Source organism: Vibrio sp. E14, assembly GCF_020515785.1.
Lineage (GTDB): Bacteria > Pseudomonadota > Gammaproteobacteria > Enterobacterales > Vibrionaceae > Vibrio > Vibrio diabolicus.
On the sequence record NZ_JAHPJI010000003.1, the window covers coordinates 1 to 18,682 of the forward strand.

Here is an 18,682-nt window from a genome sequence, read left to right on the forward strand (position 1 = left end):
TTGCTTCGTAAGCTTTGCTATCGAAGCGGAGGCGTATTCTAAGGAATTAATTCTTAGTGTCAAACACTTTTTAAAATTAATTTTTAGAAGCTTTCTTTCGCCTTATTGCCAATTGCTTTTGCGTTTCCGCTTTGCCCTGACAACGGAGGCGCATTATAGGGAGATGATTTTTCTTAGCAACCCCTTTTTAGAAAAAAATTTAAAAAAAAGCGTCGAGTGATTAAATCTCACTCAAACGCTTATTTTTAGCACTCAGTTGTTAACTTCAAGTAGCAAATAAGCAATCAGTATGTGTCTACCCAGCGCTCTTTAAAGCTGGTGATATCAAGATCCAGTGATTGCTCCGCTTCGATTTGCTCAATTGCCTCTAATTCTTTATTTACACTACTCATCGTCAATGTGTTGTTGTCTAACTCAAACACTTGTTGTTGAGTTTTGTAATAGAACTTAAGCGTAGTGAGCGCTTTTACATCGTCATTGCTCGCGGCTGCTTTAATGCTTTTTAGTTTACGAAATATTTTGTTGTGCAGTTGCTTGAGCTTCCAAACGTACAACACCTCTTCCATGTATGGCCGAGTTTTAATTTGATTCAATAAAGAGAGGGAAGTTGCGACTGCGAGAACGACACCAATCAAATTCCAATGGAAGTTTCCCGTTGATTGTTCAGGTACGACTTCAGTGTTACCAAACAAAACAATAAGCAAGGTACTAAAGGCAAGAGATGAGATAGCGAGCAACGCAACAAAACCGCCAATCACCAGGTTTACTTTCTTTTTATAAATGTCTTTATTTATCTTTTTGATTTCCATATACCGCTCCTAACAGGGTTGCCTCCTATTCTAACCAGCACACTCCGCACGACAATCGAAGCTTTGTAAGTAAGTTCACATTTACTATTAAACTCGCATCCGTTCCCTGCTTGGGTATATACTTCCGCGCATTCACTCTTCCTACATAGAGGCTAAACTCATGCGCTCTTTTGTTTTACGAGCTCGCGCGGCGCCAACCACCAGCAAAGCACTATTAGAAGGTGTTGGTAACGAGGCGCATACCGAGATCCTTGCTCATACCATGATGAACACCATGTTCGTGGCACAATCTCACCGTGAAGATGTGGTTGTCCACTTGGTATTAGAGAGCACGAAGGATTACTCGCGCACAATTACCATTCGTTCAAACGACATTACCAATATTGGCGGTTTTCACGAGTCAACGTTGATCGCTGCCGTTGCCCGTGCGTTGGACGCATCTGTTGGTATGGGTAAAGAGCAGCTTCGTGAAGTCGAACCTGGTATCACCGTTCGTACAGTGAGCTTCGAACGCTTGGTTCAAGAACTAGCCGAAGATCACCAGCTTTATATGTTGGACAAGAAAGGCGAATTTGTTCGTGACACAGAAATTGGTGAAAACCCATGTTTCTTGCTAACCGATCACATCCCGATGCCGAAGAAGTCGTTCAACAGCTTGAAGCGCCTAGGTACTGAGAAGATCAGCTTAGGTCCTAAGATGCTTTTCGCTTCTCAGTGTGTGGTATTGATCCACAATGAGTTGGACATCCGCGAATTTTAGTTATTCGCGTACACGTTGCTAGATGATGAAAGAGGACTCGATTGAGTCCTCTTTTTTTTGTTTCTGACTTTCTATGCAACGCTTATTTACCACCAATGCTCAAACGAGCAAAGCGAACGTCTGGCGAGAAGAAAGTGCGGCTATCGTTGATTAGCTGAGTATCACCTACTGCCTCAACTTCTTGCAGCATCTTGTAGAAGTTACCCGCTACCGTGATCCCACGAACTGGTTGAACACGTTGACCATCACGGCACAAGAAGCCACTCGCACCAAATGAGAAATCACCACTCACTGCATCCGCACCAGAATGGACACCTTGAAGCTCGACTAACTCTAGGTACTCACCCGCTTTTACTTCTGACGCACTGCTGTTGCCTGTCGCAATCACTTTGTGATTGGCTGATACGTCTAAGCTCGATTTAGCACCGCGAGCTGCACTTGCTGTCGAGACTGCGCCCAAATAACTTGCAGTCTGGCTGTTGTGTAGCAAGGTTTTCAACTCACCATTAGCAATCATCACATTATCTTGAGTAGCGAAGCCTTCACTATCAAACCCTGCGATAGCCATACCATTGGGCATGTATGCCGCATCGGTAAAGGTGAGAAGTTCACTTGCTACGCTTTGACCAAGCTTATCACCCAGTGGCGTAATGCCTTTCATCGCGCTTACGCCAGAGAAAGCACTGCCGAAAGCACCGAATAAACTTGCTAGCGCATTAATGTGGAAAATAGCAGGGTAGTTACCCGTCGCAACCGGTACACCTTCAAGAAGATCACGAGCAAGGTTATAACCGCCTTCTATACAATAAGCTGGATCCAACTCATCAAAACGGCGACCTAGCGACATTCTACCTGCCATCGACTGTTTGCCGTCTTTTTCAAACAGGGTATACGCGTAACAAGTGAACGATCGCTCGAAATGTTGACATAACGTACCTTGAGTATTCGCGATGATGAGCTGAGTTTCACCGTCACTGTAACCATTGTATGGTGAGCTTGAAGCGTGAGGCAGAGCCACAACACCTTGCTCAAGCGCAAGGGACAGTTCAATTTTCTCATCGACCGATGTGGTATCGTCTTGCGCAATTTCTGCAATATCAGTGGTGATTTGGCTGTTCACGCAACTAATGCTCTGATGTTCATCTTGCTTGGAAAAGCGAGCACTTTGCAGCGCGTTTGTGAGCATCAAATCTAAACTTGGTTGCTCGAGTGATTCAGAATAACTTGTCGCGACACGAGCATCTTTAATAACTCGAACACCCAGCACTTGACTTGAGCTTACTTTGTACTCATCCAGCTTGCCTTGGTTTGCTTTCAGCGAAAAGCTGCTGTTGCAGTTTACAATGACGTCCGCTTCTGCGCCTTGACGCTTTGCTTCTGATAGTACGTAATCAACCGCATTAAGAAGTTGTTTTTCTTGGCTCATTAGTTACCGCCTCCTACCAGAATATTATCTACTTTCAGTGTTGGCTGACCGACTGTTGTTGGTACTGAACCACTTACTGAACCACACATGCCCGGCGCAAGCGCCATGTCTTTGCCGACCATGCTGATTTCTTTCAACACTTTTGGACCCGTGCTGATCAGCGTTGCTGTTTTCAGAGGTTTGGTGATTTTGCCATTTTCAATGAGGTAAGCTTCACGAACAGCAAAGTTAAACTCGCCCGTTCCCGGTTGAACCGAGCCGCCGCCCATCTTCTTCGCATAGATACCACGTTCGATACCTGCCAGCATGTCGTCAAGTGAATGCTCGCCTTCTTCGATAAAGGTGTTACGCATCCGCGAGGTTGGTGCGAACTTGTAGTTCTGACGACGACCAGAACCCGTAGGCTCATAACCTGTCTTCATGCCACCCATTTTATCGACCATAAAGCTGGTTAGCTTACCGTCTTTGATCAATTGAGTTCGCTGAGTCTTCATGCCTTCGTCATCAACATGAATCGAGCCCCATTCGTTGGTCATGGTGCCATCATCGACAGCATTCACTGCAGTGTGAGCAACCATTTCGCCCATTTTGTCGTGGAATACGGACGCTTTCTTCGCAACCGAAGTGGTTTCGAGTAAGTGACCACACGCTTCATGGAAGATAACGCCGCCAAAGCCGTTACCAATTACCACTGGCATTTCACCTGATGGACAAGCATCCGCGCCAAGTTTCACTAACGCTTGCTGCGCGATAGTTTGACCCAGCTCTTTCGCATCAAGCTGTTCGCTGAACTCCCAACCAGCAAGAGCGCCAGGACCTTCCATACCAGAAGACTGCTCATTACCTTTTTGAGCAACGGTGTTACCCGCCACACGAATGTAGTGACGCGTATCGTCTACATGCAAACCTTCTGAGTTGAAGATAGACACTTGCTGCTCGCGCTGAAGCACACTACCAATGAACTGGCTGATGTACTCACTTTCTGCACGCGCAGCTTGGTCAACTTTCAATAGAAACGCGATTTTTGAATCTAAGTTGGCATCCTGACTTAACGGCATGCGGCAACCGTGTTGGATTGGGTAGCGGTTCAAATTCAAAGAACCTGCTGACGCGATTTGTTCACGCTTGTCTTTTGCCGCAAGCAATGACGTTACGCGTTTTAGCTCGGCTTCGTCCGTGCTATTGGTGTATCCATAAAGCACTTTGTGACCGAAGAAGAGGCGAATGCCGATACCAAAATCAATCCCCGAATTGATCTTATCCACCTCACCAGATGCGATCTGGACGGTGTTAGTTTGATGATGTTCAACGAATAGTTCAGCGAAATCAGCCCCTAAAAAGAGAGCGTGATCGATCACTGACTTCGCTGTTGCAGAATTAAGCATGAAGTCTCCTTGCTCGATGATCGTCTTAGCCTTCCTAATTAACTGTCGAAAAGTTCAACACAGTTAAATTGGCAACGCGTTAAATTTTAACAGTTTTTTAACCTTGTTTTGTGCTAATCCTTGCTTAGCGAGACCACGATTATTTATTAAATATTCCAGGTTCAGCTCTTTCACCAGAGCGTTGCACTAGTAAATTCCACACGACGAACCATTTAGATGCTTACTCTATCACTCACCTCGCATAATTGAATACTCAATAATAATTACTCTCAAAAAACGTATCTCTTCTACAAGGGTCCTGCTATCATCCGAGCGAAATAGTCGGGGGGCCACGCGATAAGCGTTGGCTGAGATCGAGATTCGAGACCCGTTGAACCTGATTCAGTTAGCACTGACGTAGGGAACTATGCGCACTTTGCCTTTCGCCGCTCCTCTTTGGCGAGCGAAACGATCGAACAATCGATCTATCCACAACGGTCAAAGTTAGTTCCTATACGTCTTGTAGTAGGAGCGACCATGACGCAGCAATCACAGCCATCGTTACACCAGGCACAATCACCTATAACCACCCCTGTTGTCTTAACCATCGCAGGCTCCGACAGCGGCGGCGGCGCAGGCATCCAAGCCGATATCAAAGCGATGTCCGCAACTGGCAGCTTTGCCTGCTCAGTGATTACCGCCATCACTTCGCAAAACACGCAAGGCGTTTCTGCCATTTTCCCTATCCCACTTGATCACGTTGAAAGCCAACTCGATGCGGTGTTTACCGACCTCAACATCGTTGCAGTCAAAGTGGGCATGCTGGCAGATTCCAACATCATCAAAGTCGTTGCAGACAAGATTAAGCAATACCAACCTAAACATCTTGTGATTGATCCCGTCATGGTCGCCACCAGCGGCGATTTGCTACTTGAGCAATCAGCAATCAGCACATTAAAAGAAGAGTTAATTCCACTGGCAGACATCATCACCCCTAACCTGCCAGAAGGTGCAGCATTGACGGGTAAGCCAGTGCCTCAATCAGAATCTGAAATGAACGATATGATTACCGACCTTCGTGCACTTGGTGCCAAAGCTATTCTGCTCAAAGGCGGTCATCTTGAAGAAAATGAAAACAGCAACGATCTGCTAATCATGCAAGACTGTGCCGAGTTAATCAGCGCCAAGCGTTTTCCGACCAAAAACACCCACGGTACGGGCTGTACACTGTCTTCCGCCATTGCGTCTTACCTTAGCCAAGGCAACAACCTACACAAAGCGGTGCACCTTGGTAAGCAGTACATCAGCCAAGCTATCGCACACGCTGATGAATTGGATGTCGGTAAAGGTCACGGCCCTGTGAATCACTTTTTTTCGGGTCATACTTATGTTCGCTAACGCGATTGGCATTCAGCTTTCCGACGCCAGTTTGCAATACAAAGACAGCCAAACACCGACTTTAGCGGGAGTGAACATGACCATTCCTGTCGGTCAATGGACGGTATTACTCGGACGAAGTGGCTGCGGGAAAACCACAATATTGCGTTACTTAGCAGGCCTACTGGATGACCAAGTTGACTGGCATGGCGAACTCATCACAACCGATGGCGCTGCACTGCATGACCGTATCGCTTACATGGCTCAGCAGGATTTATTGCTACCGTGGCTTAACGTGCTGGATAACGTCTGCCTCAGCTCGCGCTTTTCTCACGCCAATTCAAATCCAGCGGATGAGAAACAACGCGCTCTCAACTTGTTAGAGCACGTTGGGTTGGCAGATTACGCTTACGCCAAACCCGCTCAACTCTCCGGAGGTATGCGACAGCGCGTAGCCCTTGCTCGCACTCTGATGCAAGACAAACCTTTGGTTTTGATGGATGAACCTTTCTCGGCATTGGACGCCGTGACTCGCCACAAATTGCAAACTCTCTCTGCCGAGCTACTAAAGGACAAAACCGTTGTCTTGATTACGCACGACCCACAAGAAGCGGTGCGATTGTCACACCAACTCTATGTGTTGCAAGGCACGCCTGCTCAAGCGCAGCACTTGGTTGTTCCGGACTCCAAGCCACCAAGATCTCTCGATGGAGAGTGCGCAGCGCTACAGCAGGCGATTTTGGATCAGTTGGAGAAAGACTATGAGTGATATGACTCAGTACAACTCCGTTTCGGCGCGTATTAGTAAAAAGGAACGCGTAACTCATCCGGCGTTGCGTCTGCTGATCAGCGCAGCCGTGATCTTAGGTTTGTGGCAACTCATTGTAGTGGTGTTTGACATGCCAAGCTTCATCTTGCCTTCGCCAATTGAAGTATTGGATAGATTAGTCACTCGATACGACGTGCTACTCAAACACACTTGGGTAACGGCACAAGAGATCCTACTTGGCCTCGCACTCGGCTTATCGATGGGTTTGCTATTCGCTTTGCAAATGCTGATGTTCGAGCCGCTCAAACGCTGGCTATTGCCGATTCTTATCGCTAGCCAAGCCATTCCAGTATTTGCTATCGCGCCCGTGTTGATGCTGTGGCTCGGTTACGGCATCGCATCGAAAGTAGTAATGGCGGCGATCATCATCTTTTTCCCCGTCACGACATGTTGCTACGACGGTTTACGCAATACACCAACTGGTTACCTCGATCTTGCCAAAACCATGGGCGCATCGAAATGGCAATTACTGCGCCATATTCAACTCCCTGCCGCCCTACCAACGTTAGCGTCTGGTATTCGTGTTGCCGTGGTTATTGCGCCGATTGGTGCCGTGGTAGGTGAATGGGTCGGCTCAAGTGAGGGCTTGGGCTATCTGATGCTGCAAGCCAACGCTCGCATGATCATCGATGAGATGTTCGCGGCACTGTTTATTCTCGCCGCGCTGTCTATCGCACTCTATTTCACCACTGACAAATTACTGAAAAAAGCCATTCCCTGGGAAAACAAATAGGGAAAGAAAAAGGAAGAACCCCGTGAATAAAAACAAACTTATGAGCGCTGCTGCTCTGCTCGCTTCAATGGTTTCAACTAACGTACTTGCTGCCGAAAAAGAGCTGACTTTAATGCTGGATTGGTTCGTTAACCCGAACCATGGCCCTATCGTGATCGCACAAGAGCGCGGCTACTTTAAACAGCAAGGTTTGAAGGTAGATATCCAAGAACCCGCCGACCCAAGCACACCACCCAAACTAGTTGCGGCTGGCAAAGTCGATATGGCGATTTCATACCAGCCGAGCTTAACCATCGACGTAGCGGCTGGCTTGCCATTAATTCGCTCTGCGACCTTGATTGCTACTCCCCTCAACACATTGATGGTGTTGGATAACGGCAAGAACGATAACCTTGGCGACCTCAAAGGCAAGAAAATCGGTATTGCTATCGCAGGTAACGAAGAGGCGACAATCGGCACCATGCTTGCACAGGAGAACGTGAAGTTTTCTGACGTGCAAATCATCAACGTCGGTTGGGCACTCTCTTCCTCTCTCGCATCCGGTAAAGTAGACGCTATTTGGGGCGGCTTGCGTAACTTCGAAACCAACCAACTTGCGCTAGAAGGCTACAAAGCCAAAGCCTTCTTCCCAGAGGAACACGGCGTACCAGCGTATGACGAACTGGTGTTTGTGGCGAATGCAAAAACCTACGACAAAGCGGCTATTAAAGCGTTCAACAAAGCGCTGGAGCAAGCAACCACTTACATTGTTAACCATCCAAAAGAATCTTGGAAAGAGTTTGTGGCTTATTCACCAGACACACTCAACAACGAGCTTAACCAACGCGCTTGGAATGACACGCTAACTCGTTTCGCGCTTCGTCCATCAGCAGTCGATCTAAAACGCTACGATGATTATGCCGAATTCATGTATTCACAAAACATCATCGAAACACTGCCAAAAGCGAAAGATTACGTACCGAACTTTGACTAATTCTACTGACCTTAGGATCTAAGCCTAGGGTCTTTTGATAACGAGATACCCATAATGAAATACCAAGATTTGATCGACGCTTGCCGCCAAGATTGGCAAGAATACACAGAACATGCCTTCGTGCAGCAATTGGCCAAAGGCACACTGGCTCAACCTTATTTTCTACATTACTTGAAGCAAGATTTCTTATTCCTAAAACAGTACGCGCGAGCTTATGCGCTGGCAATCTACAAAGCGCGTACGTTAGACGACATGCGCCGCGCACTACCAAGCGTACATGCGCTTTTAGATTCAGAGATTGCCCACCATGTTACCTACTGCGGTCAGTGGGGATTGACGGAATCTGTTCTCGAAAACGAGCCGGAAGATTTTGGTACGGTGGCTTACACGCGCTACGTATTGGATGCGGGCATGACGGGCGACTTAGTTGACTTGTATGCCGCGCTCGCCCCTTGCTCCATCGGCTACGCCGTCATTGGTAAAATGCTGATTGAAGATGAAAACACGGTATTCGAAGGCAATCCTTACGCAAGTTGGATTAACTTGTACGGCGGTGAAGAATTCCAATCAGGCGTGGCAAGTGGGGCCGAACACTTTAACCAGCTGCTGGCTGAAATCGACATCCACAGCCAGCGCGGTCAAAACCTAATTCAGGTCTTCAAAACCGCAACGCGTATGGAAGTGGCGTTTTGGCAACAAGGTCTAAACGCGCAATAAGGTTAATTGGAGAATCTCATGTTAATAGAACAAATCACTCAAGCATTAACCGCAGTGCGTCAGCAAAAGCCTTTAGTCGTGAACATTACCAACTACGTGGTGATGAACAACACGGCGAACGCTTTATTGGCTATCGGTGCTTCGCCTATCATGGCGCATTCAAAGCAAGAAATGGCAGAAATGATGTCGTTTGCTGGCGCTTTGGTGATCAACATCGGCACCCTAGACAGCGTTTGGACACCGCGCATGAGCTACGCCGTAGAGCAAGCCAACTCGAACGGTAAAATCGTTGTGCTCGACCCTGTCGGTTGCGGCGCAAGTTCACTGCGCACCGAAACCTCGCGCGAAATCGCCCGCCTTGCAAACAAGTTAATCATTCGTGGTAATGCTTCCGAAATCATTGCTCTCGCTGGTGAGCAAGCGCAAAGCAAAGGTGTAGATGCACTCGACAGTAGTGATGCGGCCCTTGGGGCGGCTCACTTCTTAGTTGAAGAATACGGAGCGAGCGTGGTGATCTCCGGCGAAACTGACTACATAGTGACAAAAGAGCAAACCGTCCAGCTGAATAATGGTCACGAGATGATGCCATACGTAACGGGCATGGGTTGCACACTGACGGCACTGACTGGCGCTTTCGCAGCAATCGGCGACGAAACAGGCCTTGCTGCGGCAGCGGTGCTTGGCGTTGTGGGTGAAATTGCGGCTGAGCAAGCGCGAGGGCCAGGTAGCTTGCAAATGCATCTTTTGGATGAGCTTTACCAACTGGATGAAGAAACGCTGGCAAAACGCTTAAAGCTGCAAGTGAGCTAAGCTTTTCTCTAACAAATACCGGCGTCTCATTCCATCTAGGAGAGAGGCCCAAAGGAAACACAATGAACGCCTATCGTTTGTATTTGGTCACCGACGACCAACAAGATTTACCCACTCTCAAACACGTTGTAAGAATGGCGGTAGAAGGTGGCGTGACCATGGTGCAAGTTCGCGAAAAGCACGGTGATGTACGTGCGTTTATCGAACGTGCTCAAGCCGTCAAGACGATCCTTGAAGGCACTGGAGTCCCGTTAATCATCAATGATCGTGTTGATGTTGCCCTTGCTGTTGATGCTGATGGTGTTCACCTCGGACAGTCAGACATGCCAGCAGAGATCGCTCGTCAATTGATTGGCCCAAACAAGATTCTCGGCTTATCGATTGAGACTGAAGAGCAGCTGGCAGAGGCGGATTCTCTGCCCATTGATTACATCGGTTTGAGTGCCCTCTTCGCTACGCCGACCAAAACCAACACCAAAAAACACTGGGGTATTGGAGGTTTGAAGATGGCGTTGAACACCACGTCCTTACCAATCGTCGCTATTGGTGGCATCAACGAAACCAACATTCCTGCCCTGAGTGCGACAGGTGTACATGGTTTGGCTTTGGTTTCTGCCATTTGTCATGCAGAAAACCCAACCAAAGCAGCAGAATACTTACTTTCTCTGATGGATTAAGACCCCAGCGCTTAAGGATGAGCGCCTTTACCTTCCGGATAAATGTCATCAATTCATCACTCAACCTTCATTCTCTCGTCAAATTGACAAAGCGTTGATAAGTTTTTCACGCCAGATAACGTAAGATAAGTCCCTTATTTTCACGTGGTTGAATAACCCTCAATAAAAACAAAACGCTCTCAATGAAAACCAAAAAATATGGATTGATGATGCTCGCCTTGTTTGTTCTTGGCATCATCCCAATGTCGCTGTTTGGCTCTTATCACGATCTCACTTCACAGGTGCCTGAAAGTCTGGGTATTACTTTTACTTTGCTCACTGACTCTGCTGGCAGCAAAGGCTTTTTAATTACCTTAACACTGCTACTGCTTTCTTTATTTCGCTTTAAGCCAAGTCGCACTGAGTGGATGCAAAAACTCTCAATGTTAGGGCTGTTACTTGTGATTGGCTTTGCCAGCAAAACGGGGCTAAAACTGATGACAGAAAGCCCTCGCCCGTACACGGAATTGCTCGCAGCAGAACAATTAATTGAAACACCAGAAACGTTTTATCAGTTAGATACAAAGCAACAAGCCAACGTAATTAACCAGATTTCTGAACACGTCAGTGATTGGCGGACACGCCATTGGCAAGGCGAGAAAGACTATTCTTTCCCGTCGGGCCATACGATTTTCGTTTCGATTTGTTTGGCTTTCTTTGGTGGGTTGTTCTTACAGAACAAGTGCTATATCTCTGCACTGTCATTGTGGATGTGGGGAATGAGCGTCGCATATAGCCGCTTATGGCTGGGCATGCATCGCCCTGAAGATTTAATAGGTTCGGTCTTGTTTGTCGCGATTGTATTTACTTTACTCCCGACATTTCAGATTAAGAAACAGATGCCGTTTGTTTCTCTCGCTTCGCGCTAATGTGAACGATGACTAGATAAAAAAGAAGCCAGCGATTCGCTGGCTTCTTGCTTTCAAGCGCTACTTTTTTCTAGCCATTTTTTGGTGGTTCAAACGCTGTTAGTTCTAATTCTGGGCCAGTGTATTTTTCAATACGAACCAGTGCCGAGTTCGCCGCACAGCCGTTTGCAAGTCGAGAGGTCGGAATATCCAACGTTAACACGTTACAACCGCCGTTCTTACAAATGCCGGTTTTCGGATCCAAATCCGGCCAACCACCTTCATGAATACACACTGAACCTTGCTTGATTCGGTCAGTCACTTCTGCGCCAACCAATACTTGGCCACGGTTGTTAAACGCACGAACTAGATCGCCCGTTTTAATACCACGCGCTTTCGCATCTTCAGGGTGAATCCAAATAGGCTCACGGTTTGCAATTGCGTACTCTTCGCGAATCTTCGCGTAGTTAAACTGGCTGTGTAGACGATGCGCTGCGTGCGCGGTCATTAGCTGCAACTCGCCATCTTTTGCATTGCCAGTGTACTCGGTTGGAGCCATCCACGTTGGGTGTGGAGGACAGTCTTCCAACTGGTAACCTTCAATCGTTTTCGAGAAGATTTCGATCTTACCACTTGGCGTACCTAGCGGATTCATGATCGGGTCTTCACGGAAATCCGCGTAACGAACAAACTGTGCGTTCTTCTCGTTCCACTTCATCTCGATCAGTTGGTTATCTTCCCAGAACTTGCTGAAGTTCGGCATTGCTACGCGAGAGCCACGGCCACCTTGTTGCGCCGCCTTGTAGAAGCCGTACAGCCATTCCATTTCGGTTTTGCCTTCGGTGTACACATCACGGCCACCCGGTGCTAGCATCTCCGCCATGTCCGCGAATACGTCGAAGTCATTACGCGCTTCACCTTGCGGCTCAACCACTTTCTTCATTGGCACCAAGTGTTGGTTACTGTAGTCGCCTGTCATCGTTAAGTCATTACGCTCGAACGATGTGGTGATTGGCAGAACGACATCCGCATGCTTCGCCGCTGCTGTCCAATAAGGTTCTGAAATCACGATCAGCTCAGGCTTTTGCCACGCTTTAATCAAGCGGTTGGTGTCTTGGTGGTGAGTAAAGTTCGCACCACCTGCCCACCAAATCATCTTGATATCTGGGAACGTCAGTTCATGACCGTTGTGATGGTAGGATTGACCTGGGTTTTCCAACGCCTCGACAATACGCGCCACAGGGAAGCTTTGCACCGCGCCAGATACCGCCCAGTCGTTACCCGCAGAAGAGCCGCCACCCAGTGATGCTGAAATCGCAGGAAGCACGCCAGCGTCACGAGCAGGGTTACCACCGTTTGAGTAGTGGTAAGAGAAACCAAAACCACCGCCCGGTAAACCGATTTGACCCAACATCGTTGCCAGTGTAACCAGCATCCAGTGACGCTGTTCACCGTATTGTTGGCGCTGCATGCCCCAACCCGCCATCAGCATGGTGCGGTTTTTACTGAAGATGTCAGCCAATAGCTCAAGTTGCTTCGCAGGTACGCCACAGATTTGTGATGCCCATTCTGCTGATTTTTCTACGCCATCTTCTTCGCCCATCAGGTACGCTTCAAACTTGTCGTAACCTGCGGTGTATTTATCGAGGAAGGCTTTATCGTGCTTACCTTGTTTCACCAAGGTGTGTGCGATACCCATCATCATTGCCACGTCGGTCATTGGGTGAGGAGCAATCCACTCCGCATTCTCGCCAAAGAACTCGATGGTTTCAGAACGAATAGGGTCAATCGCAATAATCGTCTTGCCTGATTTTTTCAATTGATGGAAGAACTCAAGACCAGCACAGTCTGTTGAGCTCCACGCGATTTTTAGAGTGTTAATTGGGTTTAAGCCCCAAAGAACCACTACATCACTATGCTCTAGCACCACTGGGTACGTGGTTTGTTGTTCGTACACTTCGATAGAGCCCACAACGTGCGGCATGATGATCTGCGCAGCACCCGTTGAGTAGTCACCCAAGTGGCCTGAATAGCCACCCGCCATGCTCATGTAACGTTGCAGCAAGGTTTGTGCTTTGTGCAGTACGCCACTTGAACGCCAGCCGTAAGAGCCTGCAAACACAGAAGCCGGGCCATATTCTTTGCGAATTCGCATGTGCTGTTCGTGGATCAGCTTGTAAGCCTCATCCCAAGACACACGCACAAACTCATCACTACCGCGCACACCTTCTGGCGACGATGGGTTTGCCAAGTAGCCTTTACGTACCATTGGGTACTTCACACGCGCCTTGGTATGCACTTGGTCAGGCCCAGTAGTTTGTAGACTATTTGGTACAGTTTGTGGCAGAGCATTAGTAGTCGATACTAGCTTGCCATCTTTCACTTCACATAACATTGGGCCCATGCGGCCCGCTGTCAAAATGCCCTTACCACGCTGGTTTGAAGACGCAACAGACATAGGTGCAAAAGAAGTAAATGCCATGGCGCCAGCCGCCATACCTGTGCCTTTTAGAAATCCACGACGGGTTAAATTAGTCATAATCTTATCCTTCTATTTATCGTTAGTGACCAACCACATCTTTCGCGTGGTGCTGGAAGAACTTAGTAAGAATTTCTAGGTTTTCGGCAGTGATGTCTGTTCGATCACCCATACTCTTCGCCACTGGTCCCCAAGCGTTCACTGTGAAGTGATTTGAAGGAATTTTCGCGTGACAAGTTGCACAATAAACGTTGTCTAGCTCTTCTGCGTATGACCAAACTGGGTCAAGTGTATCCACAACCGGAGAATCGATCGTGCCTGTTAGTGACACTGCGCGCCATTCGTTGCCGTAAACGTCGGCCTTAAACTCACCGCCCTCAAGAGCTTGCTGACCTTGCTCGGTTAGCGTTGCTACGATGGCACGTTGACCTTCACCCATGTACAGCACTTGCTCTGCGCCTTTCATTTGGAATGCGTCCAACTTAACAGTACGCTCATCACCTTCAGAGCTGATTACTTCTAACTTCGTCGTTGGGTTAATTTTACCCATCTCACCCATTGCGATTTCAGTCACAGGGTAAACGACTTTGGCACCAGGTGATGTTTTTGTAGTGAAGCTCATCAACGTTTCAAATGCCTTGCTGTCTAGCTCAGCTTCTGGTGCAAAGTGAGCAACGCCTTTGTGACAATCGATACACGTTTGATCGTTCGCTTTTGCGTACTCGTGCATTTTCGCTGCATCGCGAGATTGCTCAAATTCTTCCATCGCGTCAAAGTCGTGGCAAGAACGGCACGTTGCAGAGTCGTTTTCACGGAACTGCTCCCACACCATCTCCGCAAGCTCTTTGCGGTGCGCTTCGTATTTTTCTGGCGTGTCGATCTTGCCAGTCACGAACTCATGGTAGATGTCTTTCGATGCACGAATCTTCGTGATCAGGTAGTCCATCGGTTCTTGTGGGATGTGGCAATCAGAACACTCGGCACGAATGCCTTTCGCATTACTGAAGTGCACTGAGCCTTGGTACTCTTTGTAAGGGATTTCCATAGAGTGGCACGAGAGACAGAACTCAGTATCAGAGGTGTAATGCATTACCGCTGCAGTACCACCTAATGTTAACCAGCCCACACCAATGCCGGCAGCAACCAGCAGTGCAACATATCGTTTTTTTATTGACATAATTAGCAACACTTCCAAATAAAATGTAATTATAGATCGCAAAATACTACTTTATGGGTAGTTCTCTCTTGATCCACATCATTTCCGTGTTGCTCTATGTGTCTCAAGTATGAAATTTCGTTATTTTCATCCCACAAATGAATATTCAGTAAGAATTCATTCCCCAACCAAGCATTCACCACACAAATCACTTTTGTAAGTGCAACCGTTTGATTAAAGAGATAAGAGGATGAGAAACTGGCTCTCTACATAAATGCTGTAAGGACACGCATGTCAGTTTATATTGAGACTCACCGAAGCCGATTAAGACCTATCGAAGCCAGCGATTGGGAACTATTTCAGCGATTACATTCCGAACCAGAGATCATTGAGCTCTGTTTTGATCGCCCGAGCGAAAAACAAATAAAAGAAAAATTTGCTTCGCGATTATTACCATGGACACCAGACAGTCCGCACTGGCTTTGCCTCGTCATACTCGATAAGCAATCTGAACAACCGATTGGCGTCACTGGCCTTGCCATTGAAGAAGGTAACGCAGAGGTGGGTTACTTACTTTTGCCTGAATTTCATGGCCGACAGTTTGGAACAGAAACCCTTCAAGCGCTTCTAAATTGGGCGAGAGCAACACATGACATCGACCGCTTTTCCGCTACGGTCACTGAAGGGAATATTGCTTCAGAGCGTGTTCTCATGAAGTGCGGATTCGAGCTATCTGAAGTCATTCCTGACGCATACCAAATTGGCGACAAGCGTTACGCCGACAAAATCTACTCGCTACAAAAATAAGGATGTATTTTGAATAAAGTAGTCATCGTTACTGGCGCAAGCCGAGGCATTGGAGCCGCAACAGCGAAAAAACTGGCCGAGCAAGGCTATGCCGTGTGTGTTAATTACCGTGCGCAAAGTGAAGCAGCTCACCAAGTGGTCAGAGACATACAAGCAAATGGCGGAAAAGCGATCGCCGTTCAAGCAGATGTATCGGACGAGCAACAAGTGCTCAATCTTTTCGATGCAACAGAAAACGCACTAGGCTCAGTCACCCATTTGGTCAACAACGTTGGCATTCTATTTACTCAGTCACCGTTGGCGGAAATCAGCTTGGAACGCTTTCAGAAAGTAATGAACACTAATGTGAATAGCTGCTTTCTCTGTTGTAGAGAAGCGGCGAAGCGATTCAGTACTGGTGGCGCAATTGTGAATGTTTCTTCTGGGGCATCACGCTCAGGCGCGCCATTCGAATATGTCGATTACGCCACATCAAAAGGCGCAATGGATACCTTAACCAAAGGGCTATCGCTTGAATTGGCAGACCGAAATATTCGCGTCAATGGCGTTCGACCTGGTTTCATTTATACCGATATGCACGCCGATGGTGGAGAACCAAACCGAGTGGATAGGCTCAGCCCTCAAATTCCACTGAAACGGGGCGGTACGGTAGAAGAAGTGGCGAATGCGATCGCTTGGCTACTCAGTGATGAAGCTTCTTATGTTACAGGCTCTTTTATCGATCTTTCAGGCGGTAAGTAAAATGGAAGTCAACATTCGACAAGCAACTCCTGACGATTTGGATGCAATTTTTGAATTAAACCTACAAATCAACGCACTGCATTTTGCCAACGCGCCTGAAGCTTTTGTAGCACCTTCGGAAGACGACCGAGCGTTCCTCACTCAGGCTCTCGAGAATGATGAACGCTTGTTTTTAGTCGCAGAACATGAAAAGGAGGTAGTCGGCTTTTTAACCGCGATGATCACTCAGAATGAAACCGTCAGCTTTCTGATCAAAGATCCAATTTGTCGAGTAGGAACGATTGTCGTCAATGAAGAACAAAAGCAGCAGGGCATCGGTCGCCAACTGCTTGAGGCTTGTGAGCAATGGGCTCGCGATGCCAATGCTACACAAGTTCGATTAGAAGTGATGGAATTCAATCAATCAGCACAGCGGTTTTACGACAAGCAAGGTTTTAAAACTAACTCACGCATTATGCTGAAACATTTGTAACGATAACGACAATTAAGCGCTTTTCACGACTAAAGCCACCTAAATCGCATTTATCGATGCAATTTATCCCCTGATTTTAGAAAAGACGATATGATGTGCGGATAAAGGAGATTCGAACATGATTTATCTTTTCGATTGGGGGAACACCTTAATGGTGGATTTCCCTCACGCACAAGGAAAAATGTGCGATTGGGAACACGTAGAAACGATTCCTCTGGCCAAAAAAACACTGGCAACACTTTCCCAAAATCATGCTATTTACATCGCGACCAGTGCGTCTGATTCCAACATGGAAGAGGTTCAGCGTGCGTTCGTCCGCGTCGACTTAGACCAGTACTTAAATGGCTACTTTTGTTTTGCCAATCTCGGCATCGCTAAAAACCAACCTGAGTTTTATCTTACTATCGCAAAACAGCTAGGGGTTAACGTGAGTGAGTTAACCATGGTTGGCGACTTGCCTCATAAAGACATTTATCCTGCAATGCAAGCTGGCGTAAATACGATTTGGTTTAATCCAACAGGAGCCAATGCGCCAGCCGAGCCCATTCCGAACCAAATTCGCTGTTTATCTGAACTCGTACCTTAACCATCACTAACCTGCACTAATCAAGGAAGATGAATGCAAATCAGACCCATCCAGGTAAGCGATATCGAGCGCTTTACCGAACTGTGGAACCGAGTCTATGCCGAAGGTAAATACCTGCGCAGTCCGGCTCCAGATAAAGACACCCTGACCAATATTTTACGTCGCGTAGAACTTGAATCGATTCCTCAATTTGTTGCTTTGGACCATCACGTTCTGATTGGTAGTGTAGAGATTTTTCCTGCCGAACTGTGCGGTTATGAAGGCGGTCAACTCACTAGCACAGGCATTTTAGGTATTCATATCGATAGAACATTCAGAGGAAAAGGGCTAGGTAAGCAGCTATTGTCTGTCGCACTTAAAAGTGCCTGGGAATATGGTTACGACACCATTGTACTTAATGTTTATAAGGACAACCTTGCCGCGATAGCGTTGTACGAGCGATTTGGATTTGAGCACCATGGTGAACTAGGAGAAGTCACTCTCCCCAATGGCGAAGTGTTGATGAGTCAGAAGATGATGTTAAGCGCGCCTAACAACCCTCAGTAACGTGCCCTCGGACGATAGACTCTGTGGATGCTTGATTTACATAATAGAAATAGCATGCCTCTTCTGCCAAGGTATACCCTTGCGGCCAAATGTACACCACCCGATCAAGACCTGACTGGTCGACAAATTGATAATCGGGAATAGACACAAAGTGGGTACTGTTTGGGTGTTGCTGACCAATAATACAAAAGTCACTGCCTTTGCAGGGAACATCAATTTTGGACACGCCACTCTGCGGCAAATCGATTTCTAATAACGCGCCAATGCTATTGGCGCTCGCTTCTGGCATACCGCTTAAGGTTTTTACGTTCCTATCAATATAGTGGACTTGGTTTTGCTCGGCGGCATTGTCTATCGCCACTCGGGCGTTGAAAAATTTAAGCGCGGTACCCAATGACGAATTGGAACTGTGTAACATCGACGCATAGGCTTGGCGATGAATGTGGAGTAGTGTTGGCAACGCAGCCAAAGCGATGAAAGCCAAAGTGGCGAGCACTATGGTGATTTCCATCAGCGTAAATCCCTTTAATCTC

At 47.4% G+C, this 18,682-nt stretch carries 21 protein-coding genes and 1 riboswitch; of the genes, 15 read left to right on the forward strand and 6 right to left on the reverse strand.

Features of this window, described 5'->3' with window-relative positions:
- A partial coding sequence (locus LIX84_RS09480; RefSeq protein ID WP_226421155.1) for a hypothetical protein occupies nucleotides 1-220 on the forward strand: 220 nt, incomplete at its 5' end.
- A gap of 64 nt (nucleotides 221-284) precedes the next feature.
- Here the strand turns inward: LIX84_RS09480 and LIX84_RS09485 are convergent.
- Entirely contained in the window at nucleotides 285-809 is a 525-nt protein-coding gene (locus LIX84_RS09485) for a DUF3087 domain-containing protein (protein WP_046875566.1), read from the reverse strand.
- Nucleotides 810-969: 160 nt separating this feature from the next.
- Between LIX84_RS09485 and trmY the strand changes: the two genes are divergently transcribed.
- Nucleotides 970-1,569: a tRNA (pseudouridine(54)-N(1))-methyltransferase TrmY gene (trmY, locus tag LIX84_RS09490; protein WP_053809662.1), complete on the forward strand. Its 600-nt coding sequence runs from the start codon at nucleotides 970-972 to the stop codon at nucleotides 1,567-1,569.
- Nucleotides 1,570-1,651: 82 nt separating this feature from the next.
- On the opposite strand, the gene LIX84_RS09495 is transcribed toward trmY, so the two are convergent.
- Together LIX84_RS09495 and LIX84_RS09500 are read right to left on the reverse strand one after the other, a co-directional pair.
- Nucleotides 1,652-2,995, reverse strand: coding sequence for a TldD/PmbA family protein (locus LIX84_RS09495; RefSeq protein ID WP_226421156.1), 1,344 nt, complete (start codon nucleotides 2,993-2,995; stop codon nucleotides 1,652-1,654).
- The gene (locus LIX84_RS09500; protein ID WP_048625558.1) at nucleotides 2,995-4,380 is read right to left on the reverse strand and encodes a TldD/PmbA family protein; all 1,386 of its coding nucleotides are present in this window, start codon (nucleotides 4,378-4,380) and stop codon (nucleotides 2,995-2,997) included. The genes LIX84_RS09495 and LIX84_RS09500 overlap by 1 nt, the downstream gene beginning before the upstream one ends.
- A 312-nt stretch (nucleotides 4,381-4,692) precedes the next feature.
- Nucleotides 4,693-4,800, forward strand: a riboswitch (TPP riboswitch).
- A gap of 96 nt (nucleotides 4,801-4,896) precedes the next feature.
- Between LIX84_RS09500 and thiD the strand changes: the two genes are divergently transcribed.
- The 8 genes from thiD to LIX84_RS09540 all read left to right on the forward strand — a co-directional run bounded on the left by thiD (nucleotide 4,897) and on the right by LIX84_RS09540 (nucleotide 11,383).
- Entirely contained in the window at nucleotides 4,897-5,757 is an 861-nt protein-coding gene (gene thiD / locus LIX84_RS09505) for a bifunctional hydroxymethylpyrimidine kinase/phosphomethylpyrimidine kinase (protein ID WP_226421157.1), read from the forward strand.
- A complete protein-coding gene (locus tag LIX84_RS09510) occupies nucleotides 5,747-6,505 on the forward strand; it encodes an ABC transporter ATP-binding protein (protein ID WP_226421158.1) in 759 nt (252 codons plus the stop codon). The genes thiD and LIX84_RS09510 overlap by 11 nt, the downstream gene beginning before the upstream one ends.
- The gene (locus LIX84_RS09515; protein WP_005391855.1) at nucleotides 6,498-7,298 is read left to right on the forward strand and encodes an ABC transporter permease; all 801 of its coding nucleotides are present in this window, start codon (nucleotides 6,498-6,500) and stop codon (nucleotides 7,296-7,298) included. Before LIX84_RS09510 ends, LIX84_RS09515 begins: the two co-directional genes overlap by 8 nt.
- 22 nt (nucleotides 7,299-7,320) lie before the next feature.
- Complete coding sequence (locus LIX84_RS09520) at nucleotides 7,321-8,271, forward strand: ABC transporter substrate-binding protein (protein WP_226421159.1); 951 nt, start codon at nucleotides 7,321-7,323, stop codon at nucleotides 8,269-8,271.
- A 54-nt stretch (nucleotides 8,272-8,325) separates the two neighbouring features.
- Nucleotides 8,326-8,988, forward strand: coding sequence for a thiaminase II (tenA, locus tag LIX84_RS09525; RefSeq protein WP_226421160.1), 663 nt, complete (start codon nucleotides 8,326-8,328; stop codon nucleotides 8,986-8,988).
- An 18-nt stretch (nucleotides 8,989-9,006) separates the two neighbouring features.
- Nucleotides 9,007-9,798, forward strand: a complete 792-nt coding sequence (gene thiM, locus LIX84_RS09530; protein ID WP_226421161.1) for a hydroxyethylthiazole kinase — start codon at nucleotides 9,007-9,009, stop codon at nucleotides 9,796-9,798.
- Nucleotides 9,799-9,860: 62 nt separating this feature from the next.
- On the forward strand, nucleotides 9,861-10,475 hold the full coding sequence (thiE, locus tag LIX84_RS09535) for a thiamine phosphate synthase (protein WP_226421162.1): 615 nt from the start codon (nucleotides 9,861-9,863) through the stop codon (nucleotides 10,473-10,475).
- Nucleotides 10,476-10,657: 182 nt separating this feature from the next.
- The gene (locus tag LIX84_RS09540) at nucleotides 10,658-11,383 is read left to right on the forward strand and encodes a phosphatase PAP2 family protein (protein WP_005487073.1); all 726 of its coding nucleotides are present in this window, start codon (nucleotides 10,658-10,660) and stop codon (nucleotides 11,381-11,383) included.
- Nucleotides 11,384-11,453: 70 nt separating this feature from the next.
- Here the strand turns inward: LIX84_RS09540 and LIX84_RS09545 are convergent, their stop codons facing one another.
- Together LIX84_RS09545 and LIX84_RS09550 are read right to left on the reverse strand one after the other, a co-directional pair.
- Nucleotides 11,454-13,901 (reverse strand): trimethylamine-N-oxide reductase 2, encoded by a 2,448-nt coding sequence (locus LIX84_RS09545; RefSeq protein WP_226421163.1) that lies wholly within the window; start codon nucleotides 13,899-13,901, stop codon nucleotides 11,454-11,456.
- Nucleotides 13,902-13,923: 22 nt separating this feature from the next.
- Nucleotides 13,924-15,018 carry a NapC/NirT family cytochrome c gene (locus tag LIX84_RS09550; RefSeq protein ID WP_005391870.1) on the reverse strand — a complete coding sequence of 365 codons (1,095 nt, stop codon included), beginning with the start codon at nucleotides 15,016-15,018 and terminating at the stop codon, nucleotides 13,924-13,926.
- A gap of 270 nt (nucleotides 15,019-15,288) precedes the next feature.
- Here LIX84_RS09550 and LIX84_RS09555 point away from each other — a divergent pair, with 270 nt between their 5' ends.
- The 5 genes from LIX84_RS09555 (at nucleotide 15,289) to LIX84_RS09575 (ending at nucleotide 18,149) form a co-directional block, all read left to right on the forward strand.
- Nucleotides 15,289-15,804 carry a GNAT family N-acetyltransferase gene (locus LIX84_RS09555; protein WP_005391871.1) on the forward strand — a complete coding sequence of 172 codons (516 nt, stop codon included), beginning with the start codon at nucleotides 15,289-15,291 and terminating at the stop codon, nucleotides 15,802-15,804.
- 9 nt (nucleotides 15,805-15,813) lie between these two features.
- On the forward strand, nucleotides 15,814-16,545 hold the full coding sequence (locus tag LIX84_RS09560; protein ID WP_006740993.1) for a glucose 1-dehydrogenase: 732 nt from the start codon (nucleotides 15,814-15,816) through the stop codon (nucleotides 16,543-16,545).
- Nucleotide 16,546: 1 nt separating this feature from the next.
- Nucleotides 16,547-17,017, forward strand: a complete 471-nt coding sequence (locus LIX84_RS09565) for a GNAT family N-acetyltransferase (protein WP_074190227.1) — start codon at nucleotides 16,547-16,549, stop codon at nucleotides 17,015-17,017.
- A 118-nt stretch (nucleotides 17,018-17,135) separates the two neighbouring features.
- Nucleotides 17,136-17,603: an HAD family hydrolase gene (locus tag LIX84_RS09570; RefSeq protein ID WP_226421164.1), complete on the forward strand. Its 468-nt coding sequence runs from the start codon at nucleotides 17,136-17,138 to the stop codon at nucleotides 17,601-17,603.
- Nucleotides 17,604-17,636: 33 nt separating this feature from the next.
- Nucleotides 17,637-18,149: a GNAT family N-acetyltransferase gene (locus LIX84_RS09575; protein WP_074190229.1), complete on the forward strand. Its 513-nt coding sequence runs from the start codon at nucleotides 17,637-17,639 to the stop codon at nucleotides 18,147-18,149.
- Here the strand turns inward: LIX84_RS09575 and LIX84_RS09580 are convergent.
- Nucleotides 18,133-18,660 (reverse strand): hypothetical protein, encoded by a 528-nt coding sequence (locus LIX84_RS09580; RefSeq protein ID WP_054866721.1) that lies wholly within the window; start codon nucleotides 18,658-18,660, stop codon nucleotides 18,133-18,135. The genes LIX84_RS09575 and LIX84_RS09580 overlap by 17 nt on opposite strands.
- Nucleotides 18,661-18,682: the final 22 nt, after the last annotated feature.